Here is a 15,831-nt window from a genome sequence, read left to right on the forward strand (position 1 = left end):
GGCGTCAATCTTGCAAGTTCTGCCGTTAATATTTGGAATTCTTCAGTTTTCATCAAAGTCCTATCTCATTGATTCATATGAAAACAGTATAGACCACTATTTAACGGTGACATAGCCTTTTTAAGCGCTTCGATCTCATAGTGAAGTTTAAGCAATTCAAGCCGCATTTTCTCTCGACGAAATGCTCGATTTGAAGCGCTAAGCTCTGTAATCGCTTGGAGAATCTTGGGCCATAGAGTCACTATTATTGTGACAATAATTATTGGAATAGATATCCACAATGGTAATATCGGCAGCAGTTTGAAGAGCTCATCCATCATAGGCAGGCGCTGAATATAGGAGTGTAAGGATTCCTGGCGACTAACTACAATTAGACTTCCGAAATGATATGGCACATTACATCAGAAGCAACATCTAATATTGCAGAATTCATACTTCCATCCCCATTCTAAAAGCAATAGGTTGATTTAGGCCTCATCATATCACGCAATATTAGATCCACAAAAACGCACAATCCCTCGTTTTAGCTCAAGCATAACAGCTACCACACTAGACAGCATTGATTGTAAATGTCGCATAAACTGCGGGAATCTATCGGGTAGAATACGGATATTAACGTTTTTCAGAGCGGCCAAAAAAATGATGCTACGTAAAATCTTCATCGCCAATCGCGGCGAAATCGCTGTTCGCATCATTCGCGCGTGTGCTGAAATGGGTATCCGCTCGGTGGCGATTTATTCGGAAGCGGATCGTTTTGCGCTGCATATCAAGAAAGCAGATGAGTCTTATTGCATCGGCAGCGAGCCGATGGCGTGCTATTTGAATATTCATGCGTTGGTTGATTTGGCGTTGGCGACCGGCTGTGATGCCGTGCATCCGGGTTACGGACTTCTATCCGAAAATGCGCAATTTGCCCGTGCTTGCAAAGAGCGTGGATTGGTTTTCATTGGCCCGGAAGCGGATGTCATCCATCGCATGGGCGATAAAACCGAGGCCCGCAAGGCGATGATCGCCGCCGGTATTCCGGTGACACCGGGATCGGAAGGCAATTTGCATTCGGTGGAAGAAGCCCTCAAAGTCGCTACGCAAATTGGCTATCCGATCATGTTGAAAGCAACTTCCGGTGGCGGAGGTCGCGGTATCCGGCGTTGCGACAATCCCGATGAGCTACAGCGCAATTACGCCCGGGTGATCTCCGAAGCGACTAAAGCGTTTGGCAGCGCCAATGTGTTTCTGGAAAAGTGTATTGTCAATCCAAAGCACATTGAAGTACAGATATTAGCGGATCATCACGGCAATGTGATTCATCTCTTTGAGCGGGATTGTTCGATTCAGCGCCGCAATCAGAAACTGATCGAGATTGCGCCGTCCCCGCAACTGGATGAGGCACAACGCCAGTATATCGGCGGCCTCGCGGTAATTGCCGCGAAGTCGGTCGGCTACACCAATGCCGGGACGGTGGAGTTCTTGCTGGATGATAGCGGCCGATTTTATTTTATGGAAATGAATACGCGTGTGCAGGTCGAGCATACCATCACCGAGTCAATTACCGGCGTCGACATCGTCGAGGAGCAAATCCGCGTGGCGGCTGGATTGCCGCTGCGCTACAAACAAGAAGAGATTGTCCGGCGGGGTTATGCGATTCAGTTCCGCATTAATGCCGAAGATCCGAAGAATAATTTCTTGCCGAGTTTCGGCCGGATTTCCCGTTACTATGCGCCGGGCGGTCCCGGCGTGCGTACCGACACCGCGATTTACACCGGTTATGAAATTCCGCCTTTTTACGATTCCATGGTCGCAAAAATCATTGTCAGCGCGCTGACCTGGGAAGACGTGATTAAGCGTGGCGAGCGCACTTTGCGCGATATGGGATTATTTGGCATCAAAACGACTATTCCGTATTATCTAAAGATACTGAAACACCCCAAGTTTCGTGCTGCCCAGTTCAATACCGGTTTTGTTGAACAAAACCCCGAACTTATCAATTATTCCGACAAACCCCGGCCGGAAGTGCTGGCCAGCGTCATTGCCGCTGCGATGGCTTCGCATACCGGCCTGTAAGTAGCGTACTTACTGGTTAATCAAGGAAAATTCATGCAAAAAGTTTATATCACCGATGTTATTCTGCGCGATGCGCACCAATCCCTGATCGCTACCCGGATGCGCACGGAAGACATGCTGCCGGCTTGTCAAATGCTCGACAGCATCGGCTACTGGTCTCTGGAATGCTGGGGCGGCGCAACGTTCGACGCCTGTTTGCGGTTTTTGAAGGAAGACCCTTGGGAACGCTTGAGCAAACTGAAAGCCGCGCTACCAAACACGCCGCTACAAATGTTGCTGCGCGGGCAGAACTTGCTCGGTTACCGCCATTACTCTGATGATGTCGTGCGCGCTTTCGTCAAACAAGCTGCGGCCAACGGCATGGATGTTTTCCGCATTTTCGACGCGCTCAATGACGTGCGCAATCTCAAAACCGCTATCGAGGCTGCCAAGGAAGCCGGTAAACACGCGCAAGGCACCATCTGCTATACCACCAGTCCGGTACATGACGTCAAAAGCTTCGTCACCCTGGCCAAAGATCTGGCTGAACTAGGCTGTGATTCCATCGCGATCAAGGATATGGCCGGTTTGTTAACACCGTATGCGACCAGCGAATTGGTAAAGGCTTTGCAAGATGCCGTCAATCTGCCGATCCATCTGCATTGCCATGCCACCGCTGGTTTAGCGGAAATGTGCCAACTGAAAGCCATCGAAGCCGGTTGCCGGCATATCGACACCGCTTTATCGTCATGGTCGGGTGGCACCAGCCATCCCCCGACCGAAACCCTGGTCATGGCGTTGCAAGACACGGATCACGACACCGGCCTGAGTCTGCAAAAACTACAAGAAGTGAACGATTATTTCGTGCAAATCCGCAAGAAATACCATCGCTTCGAGAGCGAATTCACCGGTGTCGATACCCGTGTGCACGTGTTCCAGGTGCCGGGAGGCATGATTTCGAATCTGGCCCATCAATTGCAGGAACGCAACGCATTGGATCGCATCAACGAAGTTTATGCGGAAATTCCACGCGTGCGCAAGGACCTAGGCTATCCGCCTTTGGTCACGCCGACTTCGCAAATTGTCGGTACCCAAGCGGTGCTCAACGTATTGACCGGCAAGCGCTATGGCACCATCACCAACGAAGTGAAGCGTTATCTGCAAGGCGGCTACGGCAAAGCACCGGCGCCGATTGATGCCAAATTGCAAAAACGCGCCATCGGTAAGGAAGACATCATTGACTGCCGCCCCGCCGATCTGCTGAAACCGGAATTCGAGCACCTGCGCCGGGAAATCGGCCATTTGGCACAGAATGATGAAGATGTGCTGAGCTACGCGATGTTCCCGGAAGTCGGCAAACAATTTCTGGAATTGCGCTCCACCGGACATCTGGTACCGGAACCTCTGGATCTGGCATCAGCCGCCGCCAATGGCGCGCAGAAAGCGCCAACCGAGTTCAATGTAGCACTCCACGGCGAGTCTTATCACGTCAAAGTCACCGGCACCAGTCCTAAAAATGAATCCCTGCGGCATTTTTATTTTATGGTAGACGGTGTTCCGGAAGAAATCGTCGTCGAAACACTTGATGAAATCTTTTTGGATGGCGGCACACAGGGCGCCGTTAAAAGCACCATTGCCAGCAAACGCCCCCGCCCTTCCGCCGAAGGCGATGTGGTTGTCAGCATGCCGTGCAATATTCTTGACGTGTTAGTCAAGATCGACCAAAAAGTCACCGCCGGACAACCGGTATTAGTCACGGAAGCGATGAAAATGGAAACGGAAATTACCGCACCGATTGCCGGTATCGTCAAAGCCATCCACGTTGTTAGAGGTGAACCGGCTAATCCGAATGAAGTGCTGATTGAGATTGTGGCATCGTAATGAGTAGAACTTCACTTTCCGGCACAAAGCAAACAATAATGTAGCGCAATAGCGGATAGGACTAAAAAACAAGCCTTGTTATGCTTATCAGCACAAATAGAAAAATAAACCTTTTTCACGTATAATTCTGCTTTCAATCACCGAGGCATTGAAACGAATTGTCCTTGGTCCTGTTTCCAGATTTTGTCCGTATCCAAGGAGTTTTTTGTGTCACAACGCCCGCACGCCATCCTCGCACTCGCCGATGGAACAATTTTTCGTGGCGTGTCTATTGGTGTTGAAGGCATCAATACCGGTGAAGTGGCATTCAATACGGCGATGACCGGTTATCAGGAAATATTAACCGACCCTTCATACTGCCAACAAATCATCACCCTGACTTACCCGCATATAGGCAACACCGGCACCAATCCGGAAGATTTTGAATCCGGCAACATCGACAAGGTGTACGCCGCTGGATTAGTAATTCGTGATCTCCCGCTGGCTGCCAGCAGTCACCGCAAAACCCAGACATTATCTGAATTTTTGAAAGAACAAAATGTGGTTGCTATTGCTGAAATTGATACGCGCAAACTCACACGCATTTTGCGAGAAAAAGGCGCGCAATCCGGCTGCATTATGGCGGGTAAGATTGACGAGGACAGAGCATTACAGGTAGCAAGAGGATTTCCAGGGTTAGCGGGCATGGATCTAGCCAAGGTGGTCAGTTGCCAGCAATCGTATTCGTGGACAGAAGGTGAATGGTCGCTCGGATCAGGTTTTAGAATTCAGGCAAATCCCCAATATCATGTTGCCGCATTTGATTTTGGCATCAAACGCACCATATTGCGCAAACTGGCACATCGCGGCTGCAAAGTCACGGTATTTCCTGCACAAACCCCAGCTAAAGAAATTTTAGCGGCACAGCCTGACGGCGTATTTCTCTCCAACGGGCCCGGTGACCCAGAACCTTGTGATTATGCAATTTCTGCCACGCAAGCATTGCTCGAAAAGAATATCCCGATCTTTGGCATTTGCCTTGGCCTCCAATTACTGGGTTTGGCTACGGGTGCACGCACCATCAAAATGAAGTTCGGCCATCATGGCGCCAATCATCCGGTGCAAGATGTTGACAGTGGCCGGGTGATCATCACCAGCCAGAATCATGGTTTTGCTGTTGATGCAGATACGTTGCCTGCTAACGCGCGCATCACACATAAATCACTGTTTGATGGCAGTTTGCAAGGATTTGAGTTACTGGATAAACCCGCGTTCTGTTTTCAGGGACATCCTGAAGCCAGTCCAGGACCGCATGAAGCCGATTATTTGTTTGATAAATTTATTAAAATGATGCAGCGTTATAAAAATCAACCTTCACAATAATTCGTATCTAAACGACGCAATTTTTACCACTTAGAAAGTATGCCTAAACGTACCGACATTCAATCCATACTCATCATCGGTGCCGGCCCCATCATTATCGGCCAGGCCTGCGAGTTTGATTATTCCGGCGTACAAGCCTGTAAAGCTTTGCGTGAAGAAGGCTACCGCATCGTTCTGGTAAATTCCAATCCCGCTACCATCATGACTGATCCGGAAATGGCCGATGCAACCTATATCGAGCCAATTACCTGGACAATGCTCGAGAAGATCATTGCTATTGAGCGGCCGCAAGCGCTGCTGCCTACCATGGGCGGCCAGACTGCATTGAACTGCGCATTGGATCTCGTTAAACATGGCGTACTGGAAAAATACGGTGTTGAGCTCATTGGTGCATCACGTGAAGCAATCGATATGGCTGAAGATCGTGAAAAATTCAAACAAGCCATGACGCGCATTGGATTGGGTTCTGCTCGCTCTGCGGTTGCACACAGTATGGAAGAAGCACTACAGGTTCAGGCCATGGTTGGTTATCCGGTTATTATTCGTCCTTCTTTTACAATGGGCGGCAGTGGCGGCGGCATTGCGTACAATCGTGAAGAATTCCTGAATATTTGTGAACGCGGATTGGAAACTTCCCCCACCAAAGAATTATTGATTGAAGAGTCCGTTATTGGCTGGAAAGAGTTTGAAATGGAAGTGGTGCGGGATAAGAACGATAATTGCATTATCGTCTGCGCCATTGAGAATGTCGACCCGATGGGTGTTCACACCGGCGACTCAATTACGGTAGCGCCCGCTCAAACACTGACTGATAAAGAATATCAGTTGATGCGCAATGCCTCCATTGCCGTATTACGCGAAATCGGGGTGGAAACCGGCGGCTCCAATGTTCAGTTTGCGATTAATCCTAAGAACGGCCAAATGCTGGTGATTGAGATGAATCCGCGTGTCTCGCGCTCTTCCGCACTGGCCTCAAAAGCAACTGGTTTTCCAATTGCCAAGATTGCTGCCAAGCTTGCTGTAGGTTATACCCTGAATGAGCTCGGCAACGACATTACCGGCGGTATCACACCGGCGTCCTTTGAACCAACCATTGATTATGTCGTCACCAAGGTGCCGCGTTTCGCTTTTGAGAAATTCCCGCAAACCAATGATCGCCTGACGACACAAATGAAATCGGTGGGTGAGGTCATGGCGATTGGCCGAACTTTTCAGGAATCTTTGCAAAAAGCGCTACGTGGACTGGAAACTGGCGTGGATGGTTTGGATGAGAAAACCGACAACTTGGAAAATATCAGCAGCGAACTGGCTAACCCCGGTCCGGAACGAATCTGGTTTGTCGCCGATGCTTTCCGTTGTGGTATGTCTATTGAGGAAGTGCAGCAACTAACCAATATTGATATTTGGTTTCTGGCGCAAATTGAAGATCTGATCAATCAAGAAAAGGCATTGACCCATACAAAACTGGAAACACTGGACAAACAGGCACTACGCAAATTAAAGCGTAGCGGTTTTTCCGACCGCCGCCTGGCAAAGCTGCTTAATATCGAACAAACCGCGGTACGCACTTACCGGTATCAACTCAACTTACATCCTGTCTACAAACGTGTTGATACCTGCGCAGCTGAATTCGCAACTAGCACGGCATACATGTACTCCACTTACGAAGACGAGTGTGAATCACACCCCACGGATAAAAAGAAAATTATGGTGCTGGGCGGTGGACCCAATCGTATCGGGCAAGGCATCGAATTTGATTATTGTTGTGTTCATGCGGCATTGGCGTTACGTGAGGATGGTTTTGAAACCATTATGGTCAACTGCAACCCGGAAACCGTTTCAACCGACTACGATACATCGGATCGCTTGTATTTTGAGCCGCTGACACTGGAAGATGTTCTTGAAATTGTGGCGGTAGAAAAACCCGATGGCGTGATCGTACAGTATGGCGGGCAAACGCCCCTCAAACTCGCACGTGATCTAGAAGCCAATGGCGTGCCAATTATTGGCACCAGCCCGGACATGATTGATTGCGCGGAAGATCGTGAACGCTTCCAGAAAATGTTGCAACAACTGGGCTTAAGACAACCGCCTAATCGGACTGTACGCAATCCAGAAGCTGCTTTTATCGCGGCTGAAGAAATCGGTTACCCGCTGGTAGTACGACCTAGTTATGTATTAGGTGGGCGTGCTATGGAAATTGTTCATGAAAAGGCTGATCTGGAGCGCTACATGCGTGAGGCAGTTAAGGTTTCTAATGACTCCCCGGTATTACTGGATCATTTTCTTACCAATGCAACGGAAGTGGATGTTGATGCAATCTATGACGGAGAAACCGTTTTGATCGGTGGCATCATGGAACATATCGAACAAGCCGGCGTGCATTCCGGCGATTCCGCTTGTTCTCTCCCAACCTTTAACTTGCAGCCTAAAATATTGGATGAGCTGCGTCGCCAAACTGCTGAAATGGCGCGTGCATTGAATGTCGTTGGGCTCATGAATATTCAGTTCGCGATTCAAGACAACACAGTCTATGTTCTCGAAGTCAATCCAAGAGCATCACGCACCGTGCCTTTCATCTCTAAGGCAACCGGCCTCCAACTAGCAAAAATTTCTGCACGTTGCATGATAGGAAAGAGTCTGATTGATCAGGGCGTTACCAAAGAGATACTCCCTGAATATTATTCTGTCAAAGAAGCCGTATTCCCCTTTATCAAACTCTCTGGTGTTGATACGATATTAGGTCCAGAAATGAAGTCTACCGGCGAAGTTATGGGGATGGGCAGCACTTTTGCAGAAGCTTTTGTTAAGTCCCAATTAGCGACAGAAGTTCGTTTACCAACTTCCGGCAGGATTTTCATCAGCGTGAAGCAATCCGACAAACTACATGCCGTTGAAATCGCACGCAGCCTTGCAGAACTCGGTTTCACCCTTTATGCTACACGCGGAACTGCTGCTGCAATAACCGAAGCTGGAGTAGCTGTCGTTATCATTAACAAGGTAGCAGAAGGCCGTCCGCATATAGTAGACATGATTAAGAATGGAGAAATCAATTTAATTATCAATACAGTAAAGAATCAGCGCAGTGCAATACGTGATTCTTACTCGATTCGCCATGCCGCGCTTCAGGCAAGAGTAACTTACTATACAACATTAGCGGGCGCACGCGCAGCATGCGTGGGCATAACCAATCGACGTGAACTGCAGGTCTATAATTTACAGAAATTGCACACACAACTTAAGACATAAGCATATCTTCTCTCCTATATTATTGAAAATAAAATGAAAACGAAAGGTAAAAAATCACGATGAGCACTATTCCATTAACGGTAGTAGGGGCGGAGGCATTACGTAAGGAATTACACGAAATGAAAACGGTACATCGCCCAGCAGTCATTGCGGCGATCGCCGAAGCACGTGCACATGGCGATCTTTCTGAAAATGCAGAATATGATGCTGCCAAAGAAAAGCAAGGCTTTATTGAAGGACGTATTGCGGAATTGGAAAGTAAACTCTCCAACGCACAAATCATTAATCCGGCACTCATTAATGCTGATGGAGCCTGTGTTTTCGGCGCTACTGTCGAATTGGAAGATCTACAAAGTGGCGATATCGTTACTTATCAAATCGTAGGTGACGATGAGGCGAACATCAAAAATGGAAAAATCTCCATCAGCTCCCCGATTTCACGTGCCTTGATCGGTAAATTTTCCGGAGATATCGCAGAAGTTCAAGCACCCAGCGGTATACGAGAATATGAAATACTTGATGTTAAGTACATCTAAAGATAAAAATCAGTAAGCAATCAATTCTGAAAGCTACGCTTGGCACGAAATGCTTCACGTTTCTTTCTGTGGATCGTATGCACAGATTTCTTCTCGGTTTCTTCCGGTTTAGGCCGATAAATAATAAAAATTTTACCAATATGCTGTACTGGCGCCGCCCCCAATTGCTGACATATTTCCTCAAAAAGCGCATTTCTGGCAGTCCGATCATCAATTTGAGCTTTAATTTTAATTAATTCATGACTTAAAAGTCCGCGATCCAGCTCCGCAATAACGCTGGGCGACAAACCAGTCTTCCCGATCATCACAACCGGATTTAGCGCATGTGCTTGCGCTTTTAGTTCACGCCGATGAGTAATAGTGAGTGTTAACATAATTCCTCTTAAATTATATTATTTTACTTGATGAAACAGGCTAAAACCAGTAAAGCTTGGATGAAGGAGCATGTCAATGATTTTTTTGTCAAGCAAGCTAAAAAAGATGGCTATCGCTCGCGGGCTGCATACAAGCTGCTGGAAATCGCTGAACGTGATCACATACTAAGACCGGGTATAGTCGTTGTCGATTTAGGCGCAGCTCCGGGGAGCTGGTCTCAAGTTGTCAGCCATAAAGTAGGTAACAAAGGTAAAGTTATTGCCATGGATATCCTGAACATGTCACCACTGCCTGGCGTGGAATTTATCCAAGGTGACTTTAGAGAAGAGCATGCTGTGCTTGAATTGAGGCAACACTTAGGTGAACATCAACCGGATCTTGTAATTTCAGACATGTCGCCTAATATCAGTGGTATTGTAGTCAGTGATCAAGCTAAAAGTATGTATTTGGCTGAACTGGCGCTGGCATTTTCAACGGAACAACTGAACTATGGCGGAAACTTTCTAGTCAAAGTTTTTCAAGGCCGTGATTCTGAAAAGTTTCTCCGTGACATGCGCGCCAGATTTATGAGTGTCCTGATACGAAAACCTAAAGCCTCACGTGATCGCAGTAATGAATTATATTTATTAGGGCTCGGAAAGAAATAAAGCTAAGTTCGCTGAGAAATGAATGGATCCCCTCAGTGATTAGGGTAAATGTACAGAGTAGGATTACAACTTAACAGCAAATTTATCCGAAACGAACTGTTCTGTTATATTCTACAAAATAGAGTTAGAATGACTAATCAATGATTTTAAGGTGCAAATCAAGGAGCTATTTTGAATAACTTAATTAAAAACATGGCCATTTGGCTAGTAATTGCACTTGTGTTGATGACTGTATTTAATCAATTCAGCGTACGTCAACCGGCACAAGTGCCAATGGAATACTCTCAATTCATTTCCGAATTGAATCAAGGCAGGATCGCTAAAGTTGTCATTGAAGGCCGTACACTTAAAGGTACGAAGTCTGATGGCAGACGCTTCACAACTTATGCACCATCCGATCCCTGGATGGTTAGCGATTTACTTAAGGCTGGCGTTGTTGTTGAAGCCAAGCCAGATGAAGAACCCTCCATGTTGATGAGTATCTTCATCTCGTGGTTCCCGATGCTATTACTGATTGGTGTATGGATATTTTTCATGCGTCAAATGCAAGGTGGCGGACGGAATGGCGGTGCGTTCTCATTTGGCAAAAGCAAAGCGCGCATGCTCGACAAATCAACCAACACAGTAACTTTTAATGATGTTGCAGGTTGCGAGGAAGCAAAAGAAGAAGTTGCAGAGCTAGTCGAATTCCTGCGTGATCCCACCAAATTCCAGAAACTGGGTGGGCGTATCCCACGTGGTGTATTGATGGTAGGTAGTCCGGGAACAGGAAAAACATTGCTGGCTCGCGCAATCGCAGGGGAAGCACAGGTACCATTTTTCAGCATTTCAGGTTCCGATTTTGTTGAAATGTTTGTCGGCGTTGGCGCATCTCGGGTACGTGACATGTTTGAGCAAGCGAAAAAACATGCACCCTGCATCATCTTTATTGATGAGATTGATGCGGTAGGGCGCCAACGCGGTGCTGGCCTGGGCGGTGGAAATGATGAACGTGAACAGACACTCAATCAATTACTGGTTGAAATGGATGGTTTTGAAGGTGCCATGGGCGTTATTGTGATTGCAGCAACCAATCGTCCAGATGTATTGGATCCTGCTTTACTACGCCCAGGGCGATTTGACCGTCAAGTCACCGTGCCGCTACCGGATATTCGTGGACGCGAGCAGATTCTTCATGTGCATATGCGCAAGGTGCCGCTTTCACCGGACGTCAAAGCGGATATTCTAGCCCGTGGTACACCAGGTATGTCGGGTGCAGATCTTGCTAATCTGGTCAACGAAGCAGCACTATTCGCGGCACGCAGCAACAAACGTTTTGTCGACATGGAAGATTTTGAACGCGCCAAAGATAAAATATTTATGGGCGCCGAACGACGTTCTCTTATCATGCCGGAACATGAACGCAGAAACACTGCCTATCATGAATCAGGGCATGCGGTCGTAGCGCAATTATTGCCAAAAACGGACCCAGTACATAAAGTAACCATTATCCCACGCGGCCGCGCTTTGGGTGTCACCATGCAATTGCCCACAGAAGATCGCTTTAGTATGGAACGTGAAGAAATACTGCAAAGAATCTCGGTTATGTTTGGCGGGCGTATCGCTGAAGAAGTCTTCATGAAGCAAATGACGACGGGCGCTTCCAACGATTTTGAGCGCGCAACAGATCTAGCACGGCAAATGGTAACCCAGTGGGGAATGTCCGATAAGCTTGGACCGATGGTCTATGGTGAAAATGAAGGTGAAGTTTTTCTGGGTCGTTCAGTGACTACGCATAAAAATATGAGTGAAAAAACTATGCAGACCGTCGACGCAGAAGTTCGCCGTATTGTTGATGAACAATATGCGATTGCTCGAAAACTCATTGAAGCCAATAAGGACAAAATCGAAGCCATGACTCAGGCCTTGCTGGAGTGGGAAACGATCGATAGCGACCAAATCAACGATATCATGGAAGGCCGCCCACCACGTCCGCCTAAACCACCGCAGTCAACAACTTCTTCAACCACAAGTGGTGAATCATCAGTAAAACCAGATGAACAAGGTGAACCTGCAGCACCGCAAGAAATCGTAAAAGAAGCTGATTAATCAGTAATCATTTGAGTAACGGGATACGACCAAAAATCGTATCCCGTTTTAATTTCCACATTCCCTTCTCTTATTGTAACTTCATGACAGAAAAGTATTATGTTCTCAACTAATCAACCACTCATCATGGGGATTATTAATGTAACCCCCGATTCCTTCTCGGATGGAGGACTTTACCTGTCAAAGCAACAAGCCATTGCACATGCCAGGCATCTGATTGATGAAGGTGCAGATATACTGGATATTGGTGGAGAATCAACACGACCCGGGAGTCAACAAGTCAGCATTGATGAAGAATTAAAGCGAGTTATTCCTGTGCTGGAAGCACTCGTAACTACCAATACGCCCATTTCAATTGATACTTCCAAGCCCGAAGTAATGAAATACGCAATAGCTGCGGGCGCTTTCATGATTAATGACGTTAATGCACTGCGTAGCCCCGGGGCGTTGGAAACTGTCGCACAGAACAATCATGTCCGAATCTGTTTGATGCATATGCAAGGTACCCCTCAAGGTATGCAGAAAAATCCCGAATACAAAGATATTGTCTCTGAAGTAAAAGATTTCTTGGAGCAGCGTATCCATGCAGCAACGACAGCCGGCATATCGAAAGATCGATTGATTATCGACCCGGGTTTTGGTTTTGGCAAAACACTGCAACATAATCTTACATTACTCGATCAGTTGGATCAATTGACAACACTTGGCGTTCCGGTATTGGCGGGTTTATCCCGAAAATCCATGCTCGGAACCATCACCGAAAACAGTGTAGATCGTCGGATTCATGAAAGTATTGCAGCAGCCTTGCTCGCAGTTGTTAAAGGTGCAAAAATTGTACGTGTACATGATGTCAAAGCCAGCAAAGATGCGCTTGCTATCTACAACGCCATGAAAAACTTTGACGTATCACAAGCAATTTAACAAACTAATATTTTTATATTTTTTCCAATCTTGATCAATAATTTCTTAAAATGACTAAAAAATATTTTGGAACTGATGGCATACGCGGGCGTGTAGGTAAATATCCGATTACACCTGATTTCATCATGCATCTGGGTTATTCTGCAGGCAAAGTTCTGGCGGCTGCCGATTGGCATTTGATGGAAGGGAAGCGTCCAACCGTCCTTATTGGTAAAGATACCCGAGTTTCTGGCTATATGTTGGAATCTGCACTGGAAGCAGGATTATGTGCAGCCGGTGTAGATGTCATTTTGTCAGGTCCGATGCCGACGCCAGCCATAGCTTACCTGATTCGCGCACTGCGATTGCAAGCTGGCATTGTTATCTCGGCATCACATAATCTATTTGAGGATAACGGTGTAAAGTTTTTCTCTGCTTTAGGCAGCAAGCTTCCTGATGAAATGGAACACAAAATAGAAGCTGGCTTAAGTGCTCCCATCGAAACCAAACCTTCGGCACAACTCGGCAAGGTACAACGGATTGATGATGCTGCTGGCCGCTATATCGAATTCTGTAAAAGCACTTTTCCCTATCACCTTGATCTGCGCGGACTGCGTATTGTGGTCGATTGTGCGCATGGTGCCACCTATCATATTGCCGGCCATGTCATGCATGAACTCGGTGCCGATGTCGTCACCATTGGCGTACAACCTGATGGTTTGAATATCAATCACGAATGCGGTGCTACTCACTGTGCCACATTGCAAAAAGCTGTTACACATCACCAGGCTGACTTGGGCATTGCACTGGATGGTGATGGTGATCGCGTCATGATGGTGGATAAACAAGGTAGATCGTACGATGGTGATCAATTGATCTACATCATCGCCAAGCATCGTCAGCAGAAAAAAATGCTAACCGGCGGTGTTGTTGGCACCTTAATGACCAATCTTGCAATAGAAGACCAATTCAAGAAACTGCACATTCCGTTTCTCCGCACCAATGTCGGTGATCGTTATGTGTTGGAATCACTGCAAGAAAAAGGGTGGCATCTCGGGGGAGAGAATTCTGGACATATCATTTGCATGGATAAGCATACGACGGGCGACGGCATTATTTCCGCTTTGCAAGTTTTGTATGCGCTGCGTGATACAAATAAAACACTGGCTGAATTCATGCGTGGTGTCTCCTTATACCCGCAACGTTTAATCAATGTAAGAATCCCCAAGACATTTAATTTTAATACTAACAAAGCAATCAAAACTTTACTGCAAGAAGCTGAAACTGATCTGAGTAACAACGGACGTGTTCTTATTCGAGCATCGGGTACAGAGCCGCTTATCCGTGTGATGGTTGAAGGTAAATTCAAACATAAGGTTAATTCCTGGGCTGAAAGAATCGCTGAAACCGTGCAAGCTGAGAGCTCCATATAAAAAATTAGTATTCGAATTCCACAATCAATCTTTTTTGAAACATATCTGACATACTCATAAAACAAAACACTGCATGCTATATATGATATGGAATCATATATGAAATTGAGTTAAGCTAATCCGCTCGATGACAAAAATAGAATTGTCATATTCTTGTAATAATTCTGCAATAAGATATTGCGTCAGTTTTAAGTAACTTCTCATTCTCATCACCCCTTATTCACTCATTTGGAGAGTATATAAATGTCGAACACGATTCACTTTAGGACACTCATTGCGACCATGTTTCTCAGCGCATCAATTACTGTAGGCGTTGCCAATGCCAGTCCGATCATTAAGATTGATGGTTCCAGCACCGTTTTCCCCATTACCGAAGCTGTCGCTGAAGACTTTCAGATAGCCAAGCGCGGCGCAGTCCGTGTCACTGTCGGTATCTCTGGAACCGGCGGTGGTTTCAAGAAATTCTGCCGGAATGAAATTGATATTGTTAATGCTTCCCGTCCGATTACGCAATTGGAAATGGATGCTTGCAAGCAAGAAGGGGTAGAATATATTGAAATGCCGATTGCTTTTGATGCCTTAACCATCGTTGTTAATCCAAAAAACACTTGGAGCAAAACCATTACCGTTGAAGAACTAAAGAGGATCTGGGAACCCGGTGCACAAGGTGTAATCATCCACTGGAATCAAATAAACCCTGCATGGCCTGATAAAAAAATTAAACTTTACGGCCCTGGTGCGGACTCCGGCACATTCGAATACTTTACCGAAGCTATTGTTGGCAAGGCAAAATCAAGCCGTGGCGATTTTACCGCGTCAGAGGATGACAATGTTTTAGTGCAAGGTGTCGCAAGCGATATCTATGCACTAGGTTTTTTCGGTTTTGCCTATTACATAGAAAATAGTAATAAAATTAATGCAGTTGCGGTCGACAGTGGCAATGGTGGCGTAATTCCATCCGCCGCAACAGTAGAAAATAATAGCTACAAACCTTTATCACGCCCAATATTCATCTACGTTAATGCCAAATCAACTGAGAAGCCTGAAATTAATGAATTCGTTAATTTCTATATGAAGAATGCGCCAGAACTTGTGACAGAGGTCAAATACTTCCCGCTTTCTAAAGAAGTGTACAACCTCAATATCGAGCATCTGAATAAGAAAAAAATAGGTACAGTATTTAAAGGTACGGGAACCAACATAAAACTAGAAGATATACTTAAGCTGGAATCCAGTTTATAAACCAAAACCATTTGAAGGCGATTAAATTCTCAGGCTTCGGTTAAAATAGCCACAGCATCTCAGGGAAGTACTGATTAA

Annotated in this window: 11 protein-coding genes; 10 read left to right on the top strand and 1 reads right to left on the bottom strand. The window is 46.3% G+C overall.

Annotated features, from left to right (window positions below; genetic code table 11):
- Nucleotides 1–642 precede the first annotated feature (642 nt).
- The 5 genes from K2P83_RS07835 to greA all read left to right on the top strand — a co-directional run bounded on the left by K2P83_RS07835 (nucleotide 643) and on the right by greA (nucleotide 9,068).
- Complete coding sequence (locus tag K2P83_RS07835) at nucleotides 643–2,061, top strand: acetyl-CoA carboxylase biotin carboxylase subunit (protein WP_292928018.1); 1,419 nt, start codon at nucleotides 643–645, stop codon at nucleotides 2,059–2,061.
- A gap of 33 nt (nucleotides 2,062–2,094) precedes the next feature.
- On the top strand, nucleotides 2,095–3,921 hold the full coding sequence (oadA, locus tag K2P83_RS07840; protein WP_292927966.1) for a sodium-extruding oxaloacetate decarboxylase subunit alpha: 1,827 nt from the start codon (nucleotides 2,095–2,097) through the stop codon (nucleotides 3,919–3,921).
- A 207-nt stretch (nucleotides 3,922–4,128) separates the two neighbouring features.
- Nucleotides 4,129–5,283 carry a glutamine-hydrolyzing carbamoyl-phosphate synthase small subunit gene (carA, locus tag K2P83_RS07845; RefSeq protein WP_292927968.1) on the top strand — a complete coding sequence of 385 codons (1,155 nt, stop codon included), beginning with the start codon at nucleotides 4,129–4,131 and terminating at the stop codon, nucleotides 5,281–5,283.
- 39 nt (nucleotides 5,284–5,322) lie between these two features.
- Nucleotides 5,323–8,532: a carbamoyl-phosphate synthase large subunit gene (carB, locus tag K2P83_RS07850; RefSeq protein WP_292927970.1), complete on the top strand. Its 3,210-nt coding sequence runs from the start codon at nucleotides 5,323–5,325 to the stop codon at nucleotides 8,530–8,532.
- A gap of 59 nt (nucleotides 8,533–8,591) precedes the next feature.
- Nucleotides 8,592–9,068 carry a transcription elongation factor GreA gene (gene greA / locus K2P83_RS07855; RefSeq protein WP_292927972.1) on the top strand — a complete coding sequence of 159 codons (477 nt, stop codon included), beginning with the start codon at nucleotides 8,592–8,594 and terminating at the stop codon, nucleotides 9,066–9,068.
- A 20-nt stretch (nucleotides 9,069–9,088) separates the two neighbouring features.
- On the opposite strand, the gene K2P83_RS07860 is transcribed toward greA, so the two are convergent.
- Entirely contained in the window at nucleotides 9,089–9,442 is a 354-nt protein-coding gene (locus K2P83_RS07860) for a YhbY family RNA-binding protein (protein ID WP_292927974.1), read from the bottom strand.
- Between the two features lie 30 nt (nucleotides 9,443–9,472).
- Here K2P83_RS07860 and K2P83_RS07865 point away from each other — a divergent pair, with 30 nt between their 5' ends.
- The 5 genes from K2P83_RS07865 to K2P83_RS07885 all read left to right on the top strand — a co-directional run bounded on the left by K2P83_RS07865 (nucleotide 9,473) and on the right by K2P83_RS07885 (nucleotide 15,753).
- Entirely contained in the window at nucleotides 9,473–10,090 is a 618-nt protein-coding gene (locus K2P83_RS07865; protein ID WP_292927976.1) for an RlmE family RNA methyltransferase, read from the top strand.
- 171 nt (nucleotides 10,091–10,261) lie between these two features.
- Complete coding sequence (gene ftsH / locus K2P83_RS07870; RefSeq protein ID WP_292927978.1) at nucleotides 10,262–12,178, top strand: ATP-dependent zinc metalloprotease FtsH; 1,917 nt, start codon at nucleotides 10,262–10,264, stop codon at nucleotides 12,176–12,178.
- Nucleotides 12,179–12,277: 99 nt separating this feature from the next.
- Complete coding sequence (gene folP, locus K2P83_RS07875) at nucleotides 12,278–13,099, top strand: dihydropteroate synthase (RefSeq protein ID WP_292927980.1); 822 nt, start codon at nucleotides 12,278–12,280, stop codon at nucleotides 13,097–13,099.
- 50 nt (nucleotides 13,100–13,149) lie between these two features.
- Nucleotides 13,150–14,511 carry a phosphoglucosamine mutase gene (glmM, locus tag K2P83_RS07880; protein WP_292927982.1) on the top strand — a complete coding sequence of 454 codons (1,362 nt, stop codon included), beginning with the start codon at nucleotides 13,150–13,152 and terminating at the stop codon, nucleotides 14,509–14,511.
- A gap of 243 nt (nucleotides 14,512–14,754) precedes the next feature.
- A complete protein-coding gene (locus tag K2P83_RS07885; RefSeq protein ID WP_292927984.1) occupies nucleotides 14,755–15,753 on the top strand; it encodes a PstS family phosphate ABC transporter substrate-binding protein in 999 nt (332 codons plus the stop codon).
- Nucleotides 15,754–15,831 lie beyond the last annotated feature (78 nt).

This window comes from Nitrosomonas sp. (assembly GCF_019752415.1).
Taxonomy (GTDB): Bacteria; Pseudomonadota; Gammaproteobacteria; order Burkholderiales; family Nitrosomonadaceae; genus Nitrosomonas.